The organism is Bradyrhizobium sp. AUGA SZCCT0222 (assembly GCF_018130205.1).
GTDB lineage: Bacteria > Pseudomonadota > Alphaproteobacteria > Rhizobiales > Xanthobacteraceae > Bradyrhizobium.
In genome coordinates, this window is the sequence record NZ_JAFCLX010000031.1 from 49,238 (window position 1) to 69,811 (window position 20,574).

General features: G+C 58.3%; 17 protein-coding genes. 12 read left to right on the forward strand and 5 right to left on the reverse strand.

Annotated elements, in window-relative coordinates; all coding sequences use genetic code 11:
* Window positions 1-299: 299 nt before the first annotated feature.
* Both JQ629_RS24555 and JQ629_RS24560 read right to left on the reverse strand, forming a co-directional pair.
* A complete protein-coding gene (locus tag JQ629_RS24555) occupies window positions 300-1,034 on the reverse strand; it encodes an SDR family NAD(P)-dependent oxidoreductase (protein ID WP_212414830.1) in 735 nt (244 codons plus the stop codon).
* Complete coding sequence (locus JQ629_RS24560; protein WP_212414831.1) at window positions 1,031-2,392, reverse strand: FAD-binding oxidoreductase; 1,362 nt, start codon at window positions 2,390-2,392, stop codon at window positions 1,031-1,033. The genes JQ629_RS24555 and JQ629_RS24560 overlap by 4 nt, the downstream gene beginning before the upstream one ends.
* Before the next feature lie 207 nt (window positions 2,393-2,599).
* Here JQ629_RS24560 and JQ629_RS24565 point away from each other — a divergent pair, with 207 nt between their 5' ends.
* From JQ629_RS24565 to JQ629_RS24580, 4 genes are read left to right on the forward strand one after another with little or no spacing between them, the layout of a single operon-like run.
* Complete coding sequence (locus JQ629_RS24565) at window positions 2,600-3,931, forward strand: B12-binding domain-containing radical SAM protein (RefSeq protein ID WP_212414832.1); 1,332 nt, start codon at window positions 2,600-2,602, stop codon at window positions 3,929-3,931.
* A gap of 5 nt (window positions 3,932-3,936) precedes the next feature.
* Window positions 3,937-4,854: an NAD-dependent epimerase/dehydratase family protein gene (locus tag JQ629_RS24570; RefSeq protein ID WP_212414833.1), complete on the forward strand. Its 918-nt coding sequence runs from the start codon at window positions 3,937-3,939 to the stop codon at window positions 4,852-4,854.
* A 3-nt stretch (window positions 4,855-4,857) separates the two neighbouring features.
* On the forward strand, window positions 4,858-6,774 hold the full coding sequence (gene asnB / locus JQ629_RS24575; protein ID WP_212414834.1) for an asparagine synthase (glutamine-hydrolyzing): 1,917 nt from the start codon (window positions 4,858-4,860) through the stop codon (window positions 6,772-6,774).
* Window positions 6,775-6,800: 26 nt separating this feature from the next.
* Entirely contained in the window at window positions 6,801-7,805 is a 1,005-nt protein-coding gene (locus JQ629_RS24580; protein ID WP_212414835.1) for a glycosyltransferase family 2 protein, read from the forward strand.
* Window positions 7,806-7,809: 4 nt separating this feature from the next.
* Here JQ629_RS24580 and JQ629_RS24585 read toward each other — a convergent pair whose 3' ends face one another.
* The gene (locus JQ629_RS24585) at window positions 7,810-9,693 is read right to left on the reverse strand and encodes a hypothetical protein (protein WP_212414836.1); all 1,884 of its coding nucleotides are present in this window, start codon (window positions 9,691-9,693) and stop codon (window positions 7,810-7,812) included.
* 246 nt (window positions 9,694-9,939) lie between these two features.
* Window positions 9,940-10,464 carry a Cif family virulence factor gene (locus tag JQ629_RS24590; RefSeq protein ID WP_249135249.1) on the reverse strand — a complete coding sequence of 175 codons (525 nt, stop codon included), beginning with the start codon at window positions 10,462-10,464 and terminating at the stop codon, window positions 9,940-9,942.
* 186 nt (window positions 10,465-10,650) lie between these two features.
* Between JQ629_RS24590 and JQ629_RS24595 the strand changes: the two genes are divergently transcribed.
* Together JQ629_RS24595 and JQ629_RS24600 are read left to right on the forward strand one after the other, a co-directional pair.
* Window positions 10,651-11,622: a LysR family transcriptional regulator gene (locus JQ629_RS24595; RefSeq protein ID WP_212414837.1), complete on the forward strand. Its 972-nt coding sequence runs from the start codon at window positions 10,651-10,653 to the stop codon at window positions 11,620-11,622.
* A gap of 214 nt (window positions 11,623-11,836) precedes the next feature.
* Window positions 11,837-13,519: a methyl-accepting chemotaxis protein gene (locus tag JQ629_RS24600; protein WP_212414838.1), complete on the forward strand. Its 1,683-nt coding sequence runs from the start codon at window positions 11,837-11,839 to the stop codon at window positions 13,517-13,519.
* A gap of 19 nt (window positions 13,520-13,538) precedes the next feature.
* On the opposite strand, the gene JQ629_RS24605 is transcribed toward JQ629_RS24600, so the two are convergent.
* Complete coding sequence (locus JQ629_RS24605) at window positions 13,539-14,057, reverse strand: MarR family winged helix-turn-helix transcriptional regulator (protein WP_212414839.1); 519 nt, start codon at window positions 14,055-14,057, stop codon at window positions 13,539-13,541.
* 176 nt (window positions 14,058-14,233) lie between these two features.
* On the opposite strand from JQ629_RS24605, the gene JQ629_RS24610 reads away from it, so the two are divergent.
* The 6 genes from JQ629_RS24610 to JQ629_RS24635 all read left to right on the forward strand — a co-directional run bounded on the left by JQ629_RS24610 (window position 14,234) and on the right by JQ629_RS24635 (window position 20,571).
* A complete protein-coding gene (locus JQ629_RS24610; RefSeq protein ID WP_209838879.1) occupies window positions 14,234-14,752 on the forward strand; it encodes a flavin reductase family protein in 519 nt (172 codons plus the stop codon).
* 49 nt (window positions 14,753-14,801) lie between these two features.
* The gene (locus JQ629_RS24615) at window positions 14,802-16,040 is read left to right on the forward strand and encodes an acyl-CoA dehydrogenase family protein (RefSeq protein ID WP_212414840.1); all 1,239 of its coding nucleotides are present in this window, start codon (window positions 14,802-14,804) and stop codon (window positions 16,038-16,040) included.
* A 24-nt stretch (window positions 16,041-16,064) separates the two neighbouring features.
* Window positions 16,065-17,087, forward strand: a complete 1,023-nt coding sequence (locus JQ629_RS24620) for an amidohydrolase family protein (RefSeq protein WP_212414841.1) — start codon at window positions 16,065-16,067, stop codon at window positions 17,085-17,087.
* A gap of 45 nt (window positions 17,088-17,132) precedes the next feature.
* Window positions 17,133-18,488, forward strand: a complete 1,356-nt coding sequence (locus JQ629_RS24625; protein ID WP_212414842.1) for an MFS transporter — start codon at window positions 17,133-17,135, stop codon at window positions 18,486-18,488.
* A 72-nt stretch (window positions 18,489-18,560) separates the two neighbouring features.
* Complete coding sequence (locus JQ629_RS24630; protein ID WP_212414843.1) at window positions 18,561-19,637, forward strand: maleylacetate reductase; 1,077 nt, start codon at window positions 18,561-18,563, stop codon at window positions 19,635-19,637.
* Window positions 19,638-19,662: 25 nt separating this feature from the next.
* Window positions 19,663-20,571 (forward strand): intradiol ring-cleavage dioxygenase, encoded by a 909-nt coding sequence (locus JQ629_RS24635; RefSeq protein ID WP_212414844.1) that lies wholly within the window; start codon window positions 19,663-19,665, stop codon window positions 20,569-20,571.
* The last annotated feature ends 3 nt before the right edge of the window (window positions 20,572-20,574 follow it).

The following is a 20,574-nucleotide window of genomic DNA, read 5'->3' on the forward strand; positions in this document are numbered from 1 at the left end:
ATTCTTCGCCGCGCCGCGGGCGATTGCCGCGGCCGCCCCCAGGCCGATGTGATGGACAGGTGGATCGGCATGCCCAGGATTGGCATCGCTTGTTTCGTGGTCGCGCCTGCTTTGGCAAGTCGTCGGCCAGTGGCCTTGCGCACCCCATGGAGCGGGCGGCCAAGCGGCCAACCTGTGCTCCGGATGACGTTAGTTACCCAGGCCGTGGAATGGCGTCTGGGCCACCATGCGGCTTTGATGTCCGCAGCGTTCCGGATGGCCGGGCCCTTCAGATGCCGGAAATGGACCGGAAATCTGGTTCACGGATTGAGATGTCGGAATAATCTAAACGGAATGGCATTCAGCGCCGAAACAATGATCCACCACCATCGTGGCAAATACTGAACACCAACGTCCCGCCCGAGATTATCGGCAATGATTGTAGCGGCGGCGCCAGGCTCCATTGCCGGTAGCGCGACCCGCTTTCCATACGTCATGCTGGTTTGCAAGAATCCCAACCGATAAAATTGGACGTTGCACGACCGTTCGACCAAGTCATGACGCAACGCTTCAAAGTAGAACTCAAGACCGCTTTTTGACGATGAGTATACGGCGTTGCGTCGGCGGGGGCGCCCGGCTGCGACTGAGCCTACGCCTACGATATTTGAGTGCTTCCGATCTTTGAGGTCGGGTAGAAACGCATTTATCAGCCGGATAGGAGATAACATATTGGTTGTAATGATCTGACAAATATCTACGTCGTTTGTTTCAACGCCATCGGTTGCCAGAAAAATGCCAGCCACGACAATCAAATTGTCGATCCGACAGGCGTCACTTTTTCCTTGAACAATAAGAGGCGAAAGGCCGTCTCCCGCCAGATCCAATGCTATCCATCGGGCATCGACCTTGAAACGGATAGCTACATCGGCTGCCAATGCTTTGAGGTCGCGAGGGTCCGAAGCAACCAAAAGGAGGTCGTGTCCTCGTTTTCCCAGTTCTTCCGCTAACGATCGCCCCAGCCCTGCCGAGGCGCCGACGATGCAGCTGCGTGTCATAGAGAAAGCCGATGTGAAAGTGCGGAACGAAATCGTCTGGCCGGATCGAACCGAAAAAGCTCGCGCTTGAAATCTCCGTAGTGTGGATACTGGCGCTCGACCACGGCCGTGCTTAACCGTGAGTCCTTTAGGAGGTTGGTTTTGGCGCCATGTTCAACGTTGATTTCGTCGAGCGTGTTCAAGAACCGATGCGCATCGAGACTTTGCGGAAGGTCAATTGCAAAACTGTAGCCCGTTCCATTGTAATCCAAATACCGTTCATCACCACGAAACGCCTTTAGCGTCATCAGTGGGATAAAGCACTTCGATTTTCTGACCAGACGGGTAAATTCGACAACGTAGCTGTTGACCGACAATTCCGGCACCAGCACCTGTTGTTCAATGAATCCGTTCCGACCATAACCATCGTAGTAAATTTCGTTGCCGATGGTCGGGAAAAGACATGTGAAAAGCGATTGTGTTGTTTCGCGTCTGTTCAATTCGCTCCGATAGTGCAGCCTGTTTATCAAAGGTAACGACATTCGATTAAACACCTTCAAGCCGCCAAAGGCCTGTTGCTTTCGACCTATCGAGCGCCAATTGGGCAATTGAATTTCTTCCGGATTCTCCTGGACTGAATTATTCTGAAGGAAGGTCCCTCTCGCTACGTATCCTCGCCCCTGCTTATGACTATTCGCGAGATCAAACCAGGCATACGCCATGTCACTGTGGGCTTTAGCGCGGTCGATTTCTGCCACGCCCGCTAACAGCGATTCGACAGGAATAATACGACGGCTTACGGCTTGCGCGGGAAGCTCTTCGACCCGCAGCTTTGCGGAAACGATCAGGCCCGTCAGGCCGAACCCTCCGCAGGTCAGTTCGAATAGCTCCGGATTTTGCTTGCGAGACAGATCGAGATAGCCAAGCGAGGGATGAAATAACTTCAGACTGAGGACGCAGTTTTGAAAAATCCCCTCACGAAACTGGTTTTTGCCATGGACGTTGCCGGCTATGCAGCCACCGACCGTGATTTGAGGATGTCCGGGCTGAACCGCCAGATACAATCCGCGTGGTGCCAGAAAACTGTAGAGCTTTCCCAAGCTGATGCCGGCCTCTACCTCAACCCACCTCTCGGATTGATCGAAGCCAACGAACCGGTTGAATCGCCGCATGTCGATCGAGGTCGCGCCATCTCCAAACGAGGCGGCGACATAGGATAATCCGGCGCCTCGCGCGATGCTGTCGGATGCCGCCACAGCTGTTTCCAGCGTCCGCCAGCGATCAGGTTGACAGATCTGGCAAGTCTCCCGATAGCTGCGGTCAAAGCTGGATAACTCTGAAACACCGTAGGGCGGTGGTTGCGCGTTTTTGGTTCCCATCAGCCGCCCAGATTGTGCTCAAGTTACGGTAGTTTCAAGCAGAATCGGCCGGTATCCCTCAAAAACGACGAGGCCGGACCGTTCGCTTGGCTACCATTCGCTTCTAATATAAGAAGGCCGTGCGCGAGCACTTAAGATCATTGCTGCCGATACGTTTGCCCCTTGGGCTGCGGGGGGCGCAAGTGAGCTTGATCTGGGATTTGATATATGAAAATTGCCTTGGTCGACCTGAAGTTTGGCGACAAGAAAGCCAACCGGGATCATACGGGCGGCTTCGGCTCGTTCATGCAAGCGAGTGGCGTCATTGGCGGCCTCGTCTCGCGCATGAAAGCCAATCTTATCGAATTGCCCGTGATGTCACTCGGGTTTGCCACGTCGATTCTCGAGCAGGCCGGCCACACGGTTACGTTCACGCAAGGTGCCGACCTTGCTGGCCAAGATATCGTCATCATCGCAAACTCGATGCACTGCTACGCTGACGAACTCGTCTGGGCGCGACGTCAGCGAAAGCTGATGCCCGAGGCAAAGATCGGTTTCTACGGTCCGTTTGTATATGAACAACAGGCTCTGTTTAAGAACGACGCCGACTTTATGATCGGCGGCGAACTTGAATCAGCATTGTTTGCTTTTTTGGATAGCGAGATTGAGCTGACGGGGCCGATAAATCGCGGTGTCGTCAAGGATCTCACGCGTCTGCCCTTTCCAGACTGGCGGGCGATGGACCACAAGAAGTTCAATTACTTTCCGCTGCTCCACAAGCGCCCGTTTTTCCCCGTGCAGTCGACGCGTGGCTGTACGTTTAATTGCGATTTCTGTCCCTATATGGTGTCGCAGACGAAAGCGTTCCGGCGTCGTGATCCCGTGCATGTGGTCGATGAGATTGAACGCAATGTGCGCGACTTCGGGATGCGCAGCATGCTTTTCCGGGACATTTGTTTTACGCTTAATAAAAAGCACGCACGTACAATTTCCGAGTTGCTGATCGAGCGCAACTTGAAAGTCGAATGGGCTTGCGAGACCCGAATCGATTGCCTTGATGAAAGTCTGATTGACGTAATGGTGGAGGCCGGACTTCGCGGCGTCAATCTCGGCATCGAGACTGGTGCAAACGACATCCTGCTGGCATCGGGCAAAAAGAATCCGGCCGTTGCGTTGCAGGAGCGGATCGTCGGCTATCTGCACGAGAAGGGGGTGCGGATTAACGGCTTCTATATGCTTGGTCTTACCGGCGATACCGAGGAATCGATGGAGGACACCATAGAATACGCCAAGCACCTGAATACGCTCGGCGCCCAGTTCTGCATCACGACTCCTTTTCCGGGCACGGATCTATATGAATCTGTGAAGGGATCACTTTTGACAACGGACTTCACGCAGTTCACTGAGTACAGGCCGGTGGTTAACATCGAAACGTCGACGCCGGACCAGGTACGAAAAGCGCACGGCCGCGCATATCGCGACTATTATCTCCGTCCGTCGTGGCTGCTCGCAAAAGCACCCACGACGATTGTCCGCCTGATAGCCAATAGCCTCAGCTAGCCGCTATGCTTGGCAAGAATTTGCTGGTGACAGGAGCGACCGGGTTCGTCGGTCTCAACTTGCTTCCGAGGTTGATAAGCGCTGGTTATACCGTAACCGCGCTGTGTCGAAAGCCGTTGAGTAATGATTCTCCTGGTGTTCGATGGGTCTTGATTGGCTCTGATAGGTCTCGCATCGTCGAGGAAATTGCTAGATCGCAGAAAATCGATGCGGTGGTTCACTTGGCCGGCAGGGTCAACGGTCGTCCGAAAGAAATAGACGACTCGAACATCGGATACACCCGCGACTTGTTGGACGGTTTGCAGCGCGCTGGTGCACGAGCGGAGATCCTTTATCTCAGTTCAGTTTCCGCAATCGAGAAACTCGGCCGGTATGGATTAGCCAAGCGAGCGGCGGAAAAGCTGATCGAAGCGTCGCCGTATCCATGGAAATTCATTCGATCAAGCCTTATCTATGGTCCACACGAGAGAGGCAACGTAGGACTACTGGTCGAAAGCGTTCGGAAATGGCCAATCGTTCCCGTGATCGGCGGTAGTGCGATTGAGCTTCAGCCGCTTTTCGTCGAGGATCTCTGTGACGTCATTCTATCCGCTCTCGCGGGTAACGGGCGTGAACGAATGGCTTATGTTGTGGCTGGGCCGCAGCAAATCAAGCTGAAGGATATGATCGGTATTATCCAGAGTAACCTTCGGTCCTATCCAGTATTGCTCCCCATCCCGCTCAAGCCTGTTCAGATAGCGGCCAGGTTTGGCGCTTTTCTGATGCCCTGGGCTAACCTGCCTTTTCAGCAGCTTGCCACGCTGCATCAGCATGCGCCGTGGGACTCGTCAGATGCAAAGGCTGATTTCGGATTCGATCCACGCATTTTCGCGAAGGGCGTAAAAATGTACGTTGGGTCGGCAAGCGAATGCAGTGAGCGCTAATCGATGTGTGGAGTTTTTGGCTGGATTTTGTTTAATCGGGATCTGACCGATTACGATATAGAACAGTCACGACAGGCGACTAAACTGCTCGCTCACCGCGGACCTGAATTCCAGGGGGAGACAATCTCTCCCCGTGTTTACCTTGGCCATCGACGCCTCAGCATTCTCGACCTTTCCGCATCCGCCAACCAGCCGTTCAGCAAGAACGGTGGCGGCGAAGTGCTCAGCTTCAATGGTGAGATATACAACTTCATTGAATTGCGAGAAGAGCTGTCGGGCTACGGACACAGATTCACGACCACGTCCGACACTGAGGTAATGCTCGCAGCGTTCAAGCAATGGGGCGTCGATGCGCTGTTGCGATTTGATGGAATGTTTGCCGGTGGATTGCATGATCTTGAGAACCGTCGCCAGATTATTTTTCGCGACCCGCTTGGGCAGAAGCCGCTATACTATTACGCTGACGACGACTGCCTGATTTATGCGTCGGAATTGCGCTCGTTGCTTTCATTGAAGTCGTTTTCTTGGCAGATAGACAAAGGTGCGTTCGCCCGATTCCTGGCCAACAGTTATTATGCATGGACGGATACACCCGTTGCCGGCGTCAAAAAATTGCCGCCGGGCTGTTTCCTTGAGATCGAAAAGAAGGCGGGTCAACCCAAGCGATATTGGACCAGTACTCCGAAAGAGCCCATCGAGCCGCTCAGTGAGTCTGACGCAATCGATCAGCTTGATGAGATACTAACAGCCTCGTGCGTACAGTCGATGCGATCCGACGTCCCCTACGGCGTTTTTCTGAGCGGAGGGCTCGATAGCTCGATCGTGCTCGATGCCTGCGCTCGTTCAAATGCGGAAGTTCAATCGTTCAGTGTTCGCATGTCCGAAGCCGACTTCGACGAAAGTGCAAAGGCAAACGCCGTTGCTAAGCATATTGGCATAAAGAATCATCACGTTTTCACCTTGAACCAGAGTTCGGTGATCGACGCTCTCGATCATGTGCTGGAAAACATCGACGAGCCTCATGGTGATCCGGGCCTGGTGAATACGCACTTTCTAGCGCAATCGGTCAGGACACATATCACTGTCGGCATAGCCGGGGACGGCGGCGACGAGCTGTTCGCTGGATATGCACCATTTCAGGGTTTGCAGGTTGCGCGGTTGCTGCGACTTGCGCCGGCTGCATTCTTCCCCGCGGCTCAATCCGTGCTGGGTTTTCTGCCAGGGTCGGACAGCTATCTGGGACTGCAGTTCAAGGCAGCTGCATTTCTGCAGGGTTTTCCGTCAGATGATTGGAATCGTTTGCCACTTTGGCTTGCGACTGTCCCGCCTGAGGATTTGAAGCGGCTGATGCCCGGGATTCCTCCCGCATTCTTCTCTCGGCAAGCGAACGATGAGTCCTTGTTAGGATTGTTTCAACCGTTGGAAAAAAGTGTGACGAACGAGGGTGACACCAACAAGTGTCTGCATTTCTATCAGCAGGTATTTCTCCCTGAATTTGTCTGCATGCACACCGATCGTGGCGCGATGCTGAACAGCTTGGAGGTCAGATCGCCTCTTCTTTCGCGCGACATGATCAAGTTTGCAAATACATTGCCAAGCAGTATGAAGGTAAGCGGCATCCAGACCAAGGTCCTGCTTCGCAAATTGGCACGTCGGCGTGGGTTGCCGAATGAAATCGTAAATCAGTCCAAGCAAGGCTTCACTTTTCCGATAGCGCGTTGGTTGAAAGGCGCGCTTAAGAGCCGGCTCGATGCTTTGCTGAAACATCCGTTGTGGCAGGAAGACGGTCTGGTGGACATGTCCGTGGTCGAACATTACTACTCCCAGCATATGGCGGGGCGTCGGAATTATTATCGATTGCTCTATAATTTGGCGGTTTTCGCAGCTTGGCGGTTGAGATTTCCTCAGGTGTCGCGGTGATTCACGCAGAGCCAGACGACCACAGCATGAACACCGCGCATAAGGATCGCATCCGATTCGCGGTTGTTGTCCCAGCTTACAATGAAGCTGAAAGCCTTGAAGAACTCGTCTCGCGGATTGGTGATGTATTCGGGTCGATCGGTTATTCCGGCGAGTTCGAGGTCGTCGTGATCAACGACGGCTCGACAGACGACACCGAGAATACAGTTGCGAACTTGAAGCGCAAATACACTTGGCTACGGGCCGTCCACCTGCGGCGCAATTCGGGAAAGTCGCTCGCCTTGATGGTGGGCTTTCGCGATACCAATGCCGAGATTGTAATTACGATGGACGCTGACCTTCAGGACCGGCCGGAAGATATACCGCTATTCCTTGCAAAACTTGCGGAGGGCTTCGATCTGGTCAGCGGCTGGCGCGTATCGCGACAGGAAACGTTGGTTAGAAAGGTTGGAAGCCGCATTTACAACGCCGTTACAAAGTTGAGCTCGGGCCTGAAAGTTCATGATATGAATTGCGGTTTTAAGGCCTATGCCGGCGCCACGGTCCGCAACATCGTCGTGTTCGGCCAATACCATCGGTATCTTCCGTTGCTCGCCCACCTTGCAGGTTATCGGGTTGGAGAGGTTGCCATCGGCAATGACAATCGAAGGCATGGCTTCTCGAAGTTTCGGTCGTTTCGTTACCAGGGCTTGTTTGACCTGCTATCGCTGCTCTTTCTGCATCGGTTTGGTCTGAATCCCCTGCATTTTTTCGGTCCGCTGGGATTTGGCATCACGGCGATCGGGCTATTGGTGCTAACCTACTTTGTCGGAAGCGAGTTTCTGTTCTGGTTCGGATTTGGAGATCAATTTCGCGTTCAAGACAGGCCTCTCCTGTCATTCTCGCTTACTGCAGTGTTGCTCGGGTTGATCGTTTTTTTGGTGGGGTTCATCTGTGATTTTTTTCTGCACCATCAGATCCGCGATAACATCGACCACATTATTCGATTGAACGTGCGAACTGACGATGATCGGACGCCGCCGGCGCGCTGAGTCCCTACGGGTTGGGCACTTTAATCAAAGCAAAATAGGCATTCTCGGTAATTGCGGCGGGCGTTGCCACTGCGCCCGGCGCTTTGCAAATTAGGATGTAATTGGCGCCTGCGCGCCCGGCAAAAAAGCGAAATTCGTCTGGCGTCATTTTGTTGACCGCACTAATCATTCTGTCGACGTGTTCCTGATAAATGGTCCACGCGCCTGCTGTGCCGAGTACGAGGCGCGCGTCGCTATATCTCAATCCAAAATAGTAAGCTGCGGGAGCGTTGACCTTCATTTCTTCGGATTGCTGGAGGATCGACTGCCATAGCGGCCGGCCGGTGGCGGCTTGGAACACCTTTTCCTCCAATTCATGGCGCCTCGCTGAATTGAAGTAGGCATTGCGGCCGACTACCCACGGGACGGCGCCTCGCCGCGAATAAGTCCTGAATGGAAAGTTTGCGAACATGCCATACGGGTTTATGGAAGGCGGTGCGTCCCGGAACGGCAAAATCATCGCGTCAGATGGAAGAACTTTTGACGCTCGTATCTCGATGTCGAGCAAAGCGTCTCGTACATCGAAGAAACCTCGATTTGAAATCCATGCGGTTGATAGCGATAAGTGGATCAGCAGCGCACAGGAAATCGATACAAAACAGAACGCTTTAAGCGTGTGATTGTCCGGTTGAGTTGTTCTCGTGCCCGCAAATAAGAAAGCGCAAGCGGAACACCATATGGAAGCCGCCCAAATACTCCAGTATTGCCCTTCACGTCCCAGAAAATACGCCAAGGGAATGATGCAAGCAGCAATTAGCCGGGGTGCACTCAAAGAACGGAAGACTTCTAAGAGGCCATACCCCGCATAGCAGGCCGCCCACAGCGAAACGATCATCGACATCTTGCTCGGAGAAAGCAAAATAAAGATCTCTGGAGCCAGTGCAAAAAGCAAAAAGTAAAACACAATTCCGAAAACAATAAAGGATGCGAGCACGGCAGCGGCGACGACCAGATTATTCGAATCTTTTTGGCGCCACTCCCGGAGAACGGCAAATGACAGGATCAAAACGAGCGTCACTTGTCCCAGCAGGTACTGGCGGAGGTCGTATATGTGACCTGTGATATGCCCGTAGGCCTCGATGGCGAATCGCCTTGCTTCGAATGGTGCAGGGGCAATGACCGGCGAGCTCGCCCGAATTTGTATGTAAGCGCCCAGGATCGAAAGGCAAACGATCGTCAGCGCTACGGCGGTCTCTTTCGTCAGCATCTTTCGCCAGGAGAAGAGAATCGTCATACCGAAGATCTCGGCGACATTGATGCCGTATGTAGGATTGATGAGCAGAACCAGCGCCAGAGGAATAGCGGCTCTGATAATTTGACCTCGGATCAGAAATCCCAGCGCAAACGCGGCGAAGGCGTGGTTGAAGTCTCCGTAGTAAAATCCGTTCTTGTAGAGGATTGGATAACCCACATTCGTCATAAACAGCCCAAAATTCCCCGCGGGAAACAGCAAAGCTGTTAACGCGGCTGCATGGCTGCTTCTGAAGAGTGAGAAGGACAGAAAGTAGATTCCAAATAGAAGGAGGGGTAAGCCAAATAGCGCATGAACTAAAACCCCGGACTCGAGCGGAAGTCCGACGTAGTGGAGTGCCAATGGCATCCACATGTAGAGCGATGAAAAGCTCATCGTCCTGGCGTTCTCGCCAATTTCGACATCGTCAGCGGCCGGAAGGTCAGAGTGGAGAAACAGCTGACCAAAGTTCACTGGATTGAAGTCTTGACCAGTCAAAATGTATGATTTGAGATTTACCGCCGCGGGGATTTGCAAAAGCACCACAAACATCAGAACGACCAAGATCGAGCGATGCTTTGCGATCATGTTAGAAGCGAGCGAACCAATCACTCTCATCTGTTCTCTATCTCGTGGCATCAGATTTGGCCTTGGCGAATATGGCATTACGGCCTGTTTAGTTCAGTCGGAAAGCGTTGGTTGCTGGCTGTATTTACTACTCGGTAGAATTGGCGCTGTCACTAGACTGAAGGAGGGACAGGCAGTCGCGCGTTCGCGCAGGCGCATGGCGGGAGCTAAACTGAACGACGTTCGCGTCGCGCGCTTGAGTTCGCCGCCGAGCTGCCAGAGAGCAACTAGCCTTTCTCAGGACTTTTCGCCGAGCCGGGCGCCGCGGGCGATGGCCGCGGCCGTCTCCAGGCCGACGTGACGGACCAGGGGATCGGCATGGCGATGGACCAGCTGCCATTCCGAACCGTGCTTGCGATAGACCTGGGTGACGCGGAGTGACCAGTCCTGATCGGGCAGGCCGCCGACCTCGCCATGCTGGCGCTCGATCATCACGAGAACCACCAGACCGTCGGATGCGTAGCTCTGCACAAGCTCGAGTTTCGCATCGCCATTTCTGAAGTACTTGGCGAGCTGTGTCAGACGTTCGGGGCTGGCATTAAAGCCGTGGCTGGCCGGTCCGCCGAACGGCTGCATCAACGTGAAGTCATCAGCGATACGAACCATCCTGGACCATTCGTCCATCTCGCCGCGCATGAAGGCGACCGCTTGCGCTTCGGTGCGCTGGATCAGCTCAACGGGCGGATGGCCCGCGCTGGCGGCTGAATTGGCCAGGCATTGCGACGGCCGGAAAGACAGCGATGCGCTCAGCGCGGCCGTCATCGCCGCGCGCCTCGACATGCCGGCGAGCGGGCAAGCAGAAGGTTTACCTTGGTCCAATGGCCGTCGTGTCCTGCGCAAGAATCCGAACATGTGAGCACTCCCTTGATTTCGGCCGGATCCTGGACGTCCGGCGGGGTGCATTTGCCACTTCATCGCAGATGAATAAAATGATATGATTTCACCGATATGATGAAAAAAACTGATCTATCCAGGGCCGACCTGAACCTGCTGGTGCTGTTCGAAATCCTGATGGAGGAGCGCCACGCCGGGCGATCCGCCGAGCGGCTGAACCTGTCGCCATCGGCGGTCAGCCATGGCCTTGGACGGCTGCGTAAACTGCTTGCTGATCCCTTGTTTCTCAGGACGCCGAAGGGCGTGGTGCCGACCGCGCGGGCCAGCGAACTTGCGGCGCCCGTTTCCGAAATCCTGACGCGCATCCGGGGCGTGGTGTCGAGCAGCGCGCCGTTCGATCCGGCACGCTCGACGCGCCGCTTCGTCATCGGCGCGCCGGACGGAACGTCGGCGGTGTTCCTGCCGCCATTGCTCGAAGCGTTACGGAAGACCGCGCCGGGAATCGATATCGGCATCCGCCAGATTCTGCCGACGCAGGGCCAGCCCACGCCCGACCTCGCCTGGAAGGAAGCGCTGGCCGATCTCGAAGCGCGCGACATGGATATCGCCGTGATCCCGTTCGACGATGTGCCGGTGCGCTTCCACAAGCAAACGCTCTATGAGGAAGAGTTCGTCATCGCGGCGCGCGCGGGACACCGCTTCGGGAAGGCACCCAGCCTGCGGAATTACTGCGAGATGCAGCATCTCGTCGTCTCGCATACCGGGGATGCCTATGGCTTTGTCGATGTCGAACTCGCCCGGCAAGGGTTGTCGCGCCGCGTCGCATTGACGGTGCCGAACTTCATCTTTGCCCTCGGCGTGCTGGCTGAAACCGATCTGGTCTCGGCGTTGCCGCGACGGTTCGTCGAGATGCACGGTCCGCGTTTTGGAATCGTCGCCGTCAAGGCGCCGATCGCGCTGCCGCACTTCGCCATCAATGCGGTTCTCCCAAAAGTTGCGATGATGGATGCTGGCGTTGGCTGGCTTGTCACGGAGCTTGAGCAGATCAAGGCGCCCAGGACACGCAAGCCGAAGCACTCCATTTGAGCGATCGGGGCGCGAAAACACGTCCTCATACCTGGCTGCCTTTGCGAGATGGCAACGGCGGCCGGGTATTCAGGTGTTCCAGGTCCACTACAAAGCTCAACAATATCAATACAACCGAGTCCCCGGTCCACCCAGCGCATGCTTAAAACTTCGCTAACAAGTCCCGGCTATGTTGAAGCGGTTATTTTCCGTCCCAGGCCCAGGATTTGACCCGATGTTCTTTTCCCGCATCAGCTTCAAGCTTGCCGTCATGATTGGTCTCAGCCTCGCCGGCATGGTCGTGATGGCCCCGATCGCGCTCTATACCATGCGCGGGCAGATGATGACGGATCGCCAGGTCAAGACGCAGCAGATGGTCGACATCGGAAATGGAATCCTGACCCATTACCAGAAGCTGGAAACCGACGGAAAGCTGTCGCGCGACGACGCGCAGAAGGCGGCGATCCAGGAAATCAAAAGCCTGCGCTACGACAAGGTAGAGTATTTCTGGATCAACGACATGTCGCCGAAGATGATCATGCATCCGATCAGGCCCGAGCTCGACGGCAAGGAACTCGGCGAGATGAAGGATCCGAACGGCAACCGGCTATTCATCGGATTCGTCGACGTCGTGAAGTCGAAGGGCGCCGGCTTCTACAGCTATCTCTGGCCAAAACCCGGCTTCGATCAACCGGTGCCGAAGATTTCCTATGTGAAAGGCTTCGCGCCCTGGGGCTGGATCATCGGCACCGGCATCTATCTCGACGACGTCGATGCGGTGTTCCGGCAGACCGCCCAGATGTTCGCGCTGGTGTGCCTGGCCGTGTTCGCGCTGGTACTGATCAGCTCGTTCTTCATTGGCCGCAGCGTGACGCGGCCGCTCACGACCATCACCAATCTGACCGACCGGCTGGCGTCCGGCGATACCGCTTTCGAGGTGCCCTATACGCAGCGCAAGGATGAGGTCGGCGCACTCGCCAAATCGCTGCGCGTCTTCAAGGACAATGCCGAGGCGGTGACCAAGATGCACGCCGAGCAGGCGCAGCTGAAGACCGATAGCGACGCCGAGAAGCGCAAATCGATGATGGATCTGGCCAGCAAGTTCGAAGCCAGCGTCCAGGCCGTCGTCGGTGACGTCATCAAGGATGCGAGCGAAATGCAGGGCACCGCGCAAGGAATGTCCCATACGGCCAGCCAGGCGAGCGACCGCTCCAAGGCGGTGGCGATGGCTTCCCAGGAGGCGTCGTCGAACGTGCAGACCGTAGCGTCGGCCGCCGAAGAACTTTCCGCGTCGATTTCCGAGATCACCCAGCGCGTCGGTCACGCCGCCCAGATCGCCGACAAGGCCGCCGCCGACGGCCAGCGCACCAACGAGACCGTCCAGGGTCTCGCGATTGCCGCCCACAAGATCGGCGAAGTGATCGGCCTGATCAACGACATCGCCTCGCAGACCAATCTGCTGGCGCTCAACGCTACCATCGAGGCGGCGCGTGCCGGCGAGGCCGGCAAGGGCTTTGCGGTGGTCGCCAGCGAGGTCAAGTCGCTCGCCAGCCAGACCGCCAAGGCCACCGAAGAGATCAGCGCGCAGATCAACGCCATTCAGGCCGAGACCCAGCAGGTGGTCGAAAACATCCAGAGCATTCGCTCGACGATCATGGAAGTGAACGAGATCTCGTCCTCGATCGCGGCCGCTGTCGAACAGCAGGGCGCCGCGACGCAGGAAATCGCCTCGAGCGTGCAGAAGGCCGCGGCCGGCACCAATCAGGTCTCGCAGAACATCTCCGACGTCACAGCGGCGACGACGGAAACCGGCGCGAAGGCGCAGATGGTGCTGGAGTCCGGCGACCGGCTCGGCCGCAAGCTAAAGGCGCTGCAGGACGAAGTGTCGAGCTTCCTGGCCGGCGTAAGAGCGGCGTAGGCGGCGCTCACGCCGCCGCTTATTCCTTCGCGCGCGGTTTCGATCGCGCGCGGTTCGGCGACGATTTCCGCTTCGGCATCGCGGCGGCTTTCGTCGCTTCGATCTCGGGTTCGATCGATCCCAGGCTCTGATAGATTTCGCGGAACACGATCTTGAGGCGCGAGACTTCGGCTTCCGAATAGTTTGATACCGCGACCTCTTCAAAATGAACGGCAATCGGCATCAGCTCCTCCAGCAAGAGCTTGCCCTTTGCGGTGAGATTGATCGCAACCGTGCGGCCGTTGTCTTCCAGACGGCTGCGCGAGACCAAGCCCCGGCGCTTCATGTCGCCGACAAGCCGCGACAGTGTCGAAATCTCCGTCGTGGTCACGGTGGAAAGATCGCTCAAGCGTTGGTCGCCATTTTCCCAAAGTGCCGCCATCACCCGGTACATCGGCAGCGTCACGTCGTATGGCGCGATGCGCCGCGAGAACAGCTCGCCCATCCGCACGCCGACCCGGTTGAGCAGATACGGAAACGAATTCGAAAGTCTGTACAAGGCTTTGGCTCCGACATGCCGCAACAATTGCGCGCTGAGAAGTAGCCGAAATGTCCCGATTCCAGCAAGTGAATTGCATTCGTAATTTTTGATTGACAAACATTTGCATTTACAAATATTGTTATTGAAATCATCCGACACAGAAGCGGATCCTTTTGAAAAATTGGGAGGGGACCATGTCCCTGGATGCTGCAACCGACGACCTCCGTTCATCGTTCAAGCTTGCGATGCGCCGCTTCCCCGCGGCCGTCACCGTCATCACGTCGGCCGACCAGACCCGCCGTCACGGCATGACGGCGACCGCGGTGACCTCGCTGTCGATGGACCCGCCGTCGCTGGTGGTCTGTGTCAATCAGTCGAGCCTGCTTCACGACATCATGCTGCTGGCGCGCCGGTTCTGCGTGAATCTGCTGCGACGGGACCAGGCGGCGCTGTCGGCCGCCTTCAGCGGCGCGCTGCCGCCGGAAACCCGCTTCGGCCTCGGCGACTGGGCGATTTCGCCCGATGGCATCAGCTATCTCGAGAGCGCCCAGATCAACATCTTCTGCCGGAAAGCCGCCGCCGTTCCCTACGGCACGCACACCGTATTCATCGGCGAGGTCGAGCGCGTCAACGTGCACGATCCCGTCGATCCCCTTATCTATCAGGACGCGACCTACTGCTTTTCCGTGCCGACCGAAACCAAAGCCGCCTAGCCGAGCGGCCTAACGCCGCCTGAAAACCATGGACTACGGAGGAACCGACATGAACGTTGCCGCGCAGACCATCGAAAGGCGTCCGAGCCAGCCGCTCGGAAAACGCCCGACCGTCGCCGAACTCAAAGCCCGCCTTCAGGGCGTCAGTCCGCAAATCAAGGCGCGGGCGCACACAACGGAAAAAAGCGGACGGGTGCCGGCGGAGAACATGCTGGCGCTGAAGAACATCGGCTATTTCGAGATCGTCAAGCCGCGCGCCTTCGGCGGCTACGAATATGATTTCGACGTGCTGGTCGATCTGAACATCGAACTCGCCAAAGTATGCGCATCGACCGCCTGGGTTGGCGGGCTGCTCGCGGCGCATCAATGGCTGATCGCGAGCTTCCCCGAACAGGCCCAGCGGGACGTCTGGGATACGAATCCCGAAGCGCTGGCGTGCGGCTCGTACGCGCCCGCAAGCAAGGCCATCGCGTCCGACGGCGGTTACACCTTATCTGGACGTTGGTCGTTCGCCAGCGGCTGCGACAACGCGCAATGGTCGCTGTGTGCCGCGCTGCTGCCGTCGCGGCTAGAGGCGGATCGTTTCACGCCGGCGTTCCTGCTGGTGCCGGCGTCGGATTATGCGATCGACGACAACTGGAACGTGGTCGGCCTCGGCGGCACCGGGAGCAAGACGCTGCAATTGAAGGACGTGTTCGTTCCCGAGCACCGCGTCCTGACGTTTCAGGAGACGACATCGGGCAAGACGCCGGGCGCGTCGCTGTATGCTGACAACTCCACCTTTTCGATCCCGATGCTGTGCAACATTCCGTCGTGCCTCGCCTCGGTCGCGGTCGGTACCGCCGCGGGCGCGCTCGAGGATTATCTTGAAGTCACCAGCAAGCGCGTCACGCGCGGCGCAGTGGCTGGCAGTAACAACCGGATGGCGGAATTCCCGACCATCCAGCTCCGCGTCGCCGAAGCCGCTGCCTCCACCGATGCCGCCCGCGAAATCCTGCTGCGCGATCTGCGCGATCGCGCGACGGCGGTTCGCGCCCACAAGCCGGTCTCGATCGAAGACCGGATCACCAGCCGCCGTGGCCAGGCGTTTGCGGTATCACTGGCGATCCGGGCCAGCGAAGCGCTCAATGCGTCAACCGGCGGGCAGGGGCTTGATCTTGCGAATCCGGTGCAGCGCGCCTGGCGCGATGCGAACGCGGTCGGGCGCCACATCAGCATGAACTGGGATGCCGTGGGCACCATGTACGGCCAGCTCGCTTTGGGCCTGCCGCCGCAAGGTCAGTACTGAAAGAAACCGAAAGGGAGAATGGCAATGCAAGGCAAGATCGCGCTTGAGGAACACTTTGCAATCCCGGAAACGCTGATGGATTCGGCGGGCTTCGTCCCGGAAAGCTACTGGCCCGAGCTGAAAGACCGTTTGCTGGATATCCAGGACAAGCGGCTGAAGCAGATGGACGAGCAGGGCGTCGAGATGATGATCCTCTCGCTCAATGCGCCGGCGGTGCAGGCGATTCCCAACGCCAAGAAGGCGAACGAAATCGCGGTTCGCGCCAACGACTATCTGGCCGAACAGGTCGCCAAGCGTCCCGATCGCTTTCAGGCGTTTGCGGCGCTTCCGATGCAGGATCCCGATCTTGCCATCGTCGAACTGGAGCGCGCGGTCAATACGCTCGGCTTCAAGGGCGCGCTGGTCAACGGCTTCTCGCAGGTCGGCGACGCCAGGAACGCCGTCTATTACGATCTCGACCGCTATTCGCCGTTCTGGGCCAAGATCGAGGCACTCGACGTGCCCTTCTATCTGCACCCGCGCAATCCTCTGCCCGAGGATTGCAAGATTTATGAAGGCCACGAATGGCTGCTCGGGCCGACCTGGGCCTTCGGCCAGGAAACCGCCGTCCATGCCTTGCGCCTGATGGGCTCCGGATTGTTTGATCGCCATCCCGGCTTGCGCATTATTATCGGCCATATGGGAGAAGGGCTGCCCTACAGCATGTGGCGCATCGACCATCGCAACGGCTGGGTGAAGACGCCGCCGCGCCACAAGGCGAAGAAGAAGATCTGCGAGTACTTCCACGAGCATTTCTACCTGACCACGTCAGGCAACTTCCGCACCCAGACACTGATCGATGCGCTGCTCGAAGTCGGCTCCGACAAGATCCTGTTCTCGGCGGACTGGCCGTTCGAAAACGTCGATCACGCCGCGCAATGGTTCGACAGCGCCAGCATCAGCGAGGCGGACCGCAAGAAGATCGGACGCGACAACGCGCGCAAGCTGTTCAAGCTCGACGACAATCTTTCGCAGCAATCCAGCAAGGTCGCTCAAGCCGCAGAATAGCCGGCAGGCGTCTTTCAAGAGGCAAAACGACATCGGGAGGGTAATATGAGTTCGCAAGCAATCGACGTTCACGAGGAACTGGCGGACGCCAAGGTGGGGGCTTTCCACTGGCGTCTGGGCGCCATCATGGGGTTGCTGACCCTGTTCGACGGCTACGACACCTTCAATCCGGCTTACGTCATCCACTATGTCGCGGGGCCCTGGGGCCTCAAGGCAGGACAGGCCGGCCTTCTGATCTCCAGCGGTCTGGTCGGCTTCCTGCTGGGTGCTGCCCTGCACGGGGTTGCGGCGGACAAATTCGGGCGCCGCGGTACGCTATTGGCGGGACTCTGGATCACCAGCATCTTCACGCTGTTGACGGCGGTGCTGGCGAACTCGTTCATATCCTTCTGCGCGTTGCGGCTGCTCACCGGCCTCGGTCTCGGTGTGCTGTTGCCGCTGGCGACCACCTACATCAATGAACTCGCGCCGCGCCGGGTAGCCAACACCTTCGCGCTATGGGGCGTCGCCCTGGGCTGGGCGGCCGGCGGCACACTGGCCGGCGTCGTCGGCGTGTTCGCGACGCCGACGCTCGGGTGGACCAGCCTGTACTGGATCGGGTCGCTCTCGTTCCTGTTGCTGCCGTTCATGCATGTGATGCTGCCGGAGTCGCCGAAGTTCCTGGCAATCCAGGGACGGGTGACGGAGATCCGCGAAATGCTGGCCAAGCTGCGTCCCGAGCGCGCCCATGTCTATGCGTCGGCGACCATTGCAGCCGACAAGAGCCAGGCCTCGGGCAATTCGATCCTCGAATTGCTGCAACCGAAATATCGCAGGACCACCATCGCGATCTGGGCCACCGCCTTCCTCAGCCTGTTCTGCATCTTCGGGCTGTCAGGATGGATCCCGACCGTCATGATCCAGCGCGGCGAGACCTTTGCGGCGAGCTTCGGCTTCGGCGCGCTGATGCAGATCATGTCGTTCGTCGGCGGCATCGTCCTGGGGCATCTCGTCGATCGCTTCGGCCATAGCAGAGGCCTGCTCGGCCTGTGGTGGGCGTTCGGCGGCGGCGCGGTGCTGACGCTGGTGTTCCTCAATGATCATGTCGTGAACGTGACTTGCGTGGCCGCAGCCGGTTTCTTCATCATCGGCGCGCAGTTCGTGCTCAACAATTTCACGGCGGCTGCCTATGAGACCAATGTGCGGGCGACCGCCGTCGGAATGGAATTGGGCGTCGGCCGTGTCGGCGCTATCCTGGGGCCGTTCGTGGCGGGCGCGCTGCAACAGAACTACCAGAGCTCGCTGCCGATGTTCGTCTCGATCGGTCTTGCGGCGCTCGCCGCGGGCGGGATCATCCTGCTGGCCAACCGCTCGAGCGTAAAGGCGAGCACCGAACGCCTGGCTACGTCCACGGCGGCGTAGTCGGACACGCTAACGGGTGCGGGCGTCCGTCGTTCATCGGGCGTCCGCCCAGCTCCCGCAAGGAACGATCCGATGCAAAACTTCACGTACCAGGCCGCCCCGATGCGGGTGATATTTGGAACGGGAACGCTTCGTGAGCTTCCAGCCGAGCTGGCGCGGCTTGGAATTGGGCGCGCGCTGATCCTTGCAACGCCTCATCAGGCGCGGCAAGCCGAGGAGATCGCGGCCATGATCGGCCAGCGCGCCGTCGGGACATTTGCGCAAGCCGAAATGCATACGCCGGTGCATGTGACCGAGCGCGCGCTGCTCCGCGTCAATGAACTCGACGCCGATGGCGTGGTGGCGATCGGCGGCGGATCGACCACGGGGCTCGGCAAGGCGATCGCGCGGCGCACCGACCTGCCGCAGATCGTGGTACCGACCAGCTATGCCGGTTCGGAGATGACGCCGATCCTCGGCGAAACGCAGGACGGATTGAAGACCACGCAATCCAGTCCGAAGGTGTTGCCGGAGACGGTCATCTACGACGTCGACCTCACCCTGACCATGCCGCCGTCGCTGTCGGCGACGTCAGGGCTCAATGCAATCGCGCACGCGGTCGAAGCGCTCTACGCCCGCGATCAGAATCCGATCATTTCGCTGATGGCGGAGGAAGGCATCAGGAGCCTGGCCCGGGCGCTACCGAAGATCCACGTTGACGCCGCCGACGTCGAAGCGCGCACCGATGCGCTCTATGGCGCCTGGCTTTGCGGCTGCTGCCTTGGCGCGGTCGGGATGGCGCTGCATCACAAGCTTTGCCACACGCTCGGCGGCACCTTCAATCTGCCGCACGCCGAAACGCATGCGGCGGTGCTGCCGCACGCGCTCGCCTATAACGCATCGGCCGCACCGCAAGCGATGGCACGGATTGCGCGGGCGATCGGCCGGGAGGATGCGGCCGGCGGGCTGTTTGAACTTGCCGGAGCGATCGGCGTTCAAAGGTCGCTGCGCGAACTCGGCATGCGGGAACAGGATATCGACCGGGCGGCGGGCATTGCAGTCACCAATCCCTACTGGAATCCGCGCCCCGTGGAGCGCGAGACGATACGAGGGTTGATCGCGCGCGCCTGGGCGGGAACAGCACCGGTCGACGACGCCAGGCATTCCTGACCGTTAGCTTTGGGGAAGACAACAAGTGCGCAACTTTGATGAGTTCACGATCACGGAAGCCGTGCTGCAGCGCGTGGCCGCGGCAAAGGACCTGCGTACCCGGCAGATCAGCGAAGCGCTGGTCCGGCACCTGCATGCTTTCGTCCGTGAAATCGGACCGACGCAGGGCGAATGGGAAACCGCGATCGATTTCCTGACGCGAACCGGCCAGATGTGCGACGACAAGCGGCAGGAGTTTATCCTGCTATCGGATACGCTCGGCGTCTCCATGCTGGTGGATGCGATCAACCATCGGATGCCGGAACAGGCGACCGAGACGACGGTGCTCGGTCCGTTCTTTGTCAAGGACGCGCCTGAACTCGCCTGTGGCGCCGATATCTCCGGCGGAATGAATGGTGAGCCCATGCTCGTCACCGGATCGGTGGCCGACGCCCGCGGCAAGCCGATTGCCGGTGCTGTCGTCGACGTCTGGCACTCCGACGATGATGGCTATTACGACGTGCAGCGCAAGGACGCCGTGGCGGCCGCCATGCGCGGAAGATTCCATACCGACAGCGATGGCCGGTTCTGGTTCTGGTCGATCAAGCCGGCGGCCTATCCCGTTCCGCATGACGGGCCGGTCGGCGAGATGCTCGAAGCCCAGGGCCGTCATCCCTGGCGGCCGGCCCATGTGCATTTCATGATCGGCGCACCCGGCTGCGAGCAACTGGTGACGCACCTGTTCGTGGCCGGCGACCAGTATCTCGATTCAGACGTAGTGTTCGGCGTCAAGGACAGCCTGATCCGCGAGTTCAAGGACATGCCCGCCGGCATCGCCGCCGATGGCCGGAAGATGGATCAGCCGCATTGCCATCTCCGGCACGACTTCAGACTCAAGTCGCGCGCTTCCATGCGCCCTGCGCAAGCGGTGTCTTGCCTAACGGTCGCTCGATAATCC

Bases quoted from the DNA above. Each gene is read 5' to 3' on its own strand.
- JQ629_RS24610 (WP_209838879.1), top strand. From the start codon at position 14,234: ATGTCCCTGGATGCTGCAACCGACGACCTCCGTTCATCGTTCAAGCTT.
- JQ629_RS24560 (WP_212414831.1), bottom strand. From the start codon at position 2,392: ATGGGAACCAAAAACGCGCAACCACCGCCCTACGGTGTTTCAGAGTTA.
- JQ629_RS24565 (WP_212414832.1), top strand. From the start codon at position 2,600: ATGAAAATTGCCTTGGTCGACCTGAAGTTTGGCGACAAGAAAGCCAAC.
- JQ629_RS24570 (WP_212414833.1), top strand. From the start codon at position 3,937: ATGCTTGGCAAGAATTTGCTGGTGACAGGAGCGACCGGGTTCGTCGGT.
- JQ629_RS24555 (WP_212414830.1), bottom strand. From the start codon at position 1,034: ATGACACGCAGCTGCATCGTCGGCGCCTCGGCAGGGCTGGGGCGATCG.
- JQ629_RS24590 (WP_249135249.1), bottom strand. From the start codon at position 10,464: ATGACGGCCGCGCTGAGCGCATCGCTGTCTTTCCGGCCGTCGCAATGC.
- JQ629_RS24630 (WP_212414843.1), top strand. From the start codon at position 18,561: ATGCAAAACTTCACGTACCAGGCCGCCCCGATGCGGGTGATATTTGGA.
- JQ629_RS24580 (WP_212414835.1), top strand. From the start codon at position 6,801: ATGAACACCGCGCATAAGGATCGCATCCGATTCGCGGTTGTTGTCCCA.
- JQ629_RS24585 (WP_212414836.1), bottom strand. From the start codon at position 9,693: ATGAGAGTGATTGGTTCGCTCGCTTCTAACATGATCGCAAAGCATCGC.
- JQ629_RS24620 (WP_212414841.1), top strand. From the start codon at position 16,065: ATGCAAGGCAAGATCGCGCTTGAGGAACACTTTGCAATCCCGGAAACG.
- JQ629_RS24615 (WP_212414840.1), top strand. From the start codon at position 14,802: ATGAACGTTGCCGCGCAGACCATCGAAAGGCGTCCGAGCCAGCCGCTC.
- JQ629_RS24600 (WP_212414838.1), top strand. From the start codon at position 11,837: ATGTTCTTTTCCCGCATCAGCTTCAAGCTTGCCGTCATGATTGGTCTC.
- asnB (WP_212414834.1), top strand. From the start codon at position 4,858: ATGTGTGGAGTTTTTGGCTGGATTTTGTTTAATCGGGATCTGACCGAT.
- JQ629_RS24595 (WP_212414837.1), top strand. From the start codon at position 10,651: ATGATGAAAAAAACTGATCTATCCAGGGCCGACCTGAACCTGCTGGTG.
- JQ629_RS24625 (WP_212414842.1), top strand. From the start codon at position 17,133: ATGAGTTCGCAAGCAATCGACGTTCACGAGGAACTGGCGGACGCCAAG.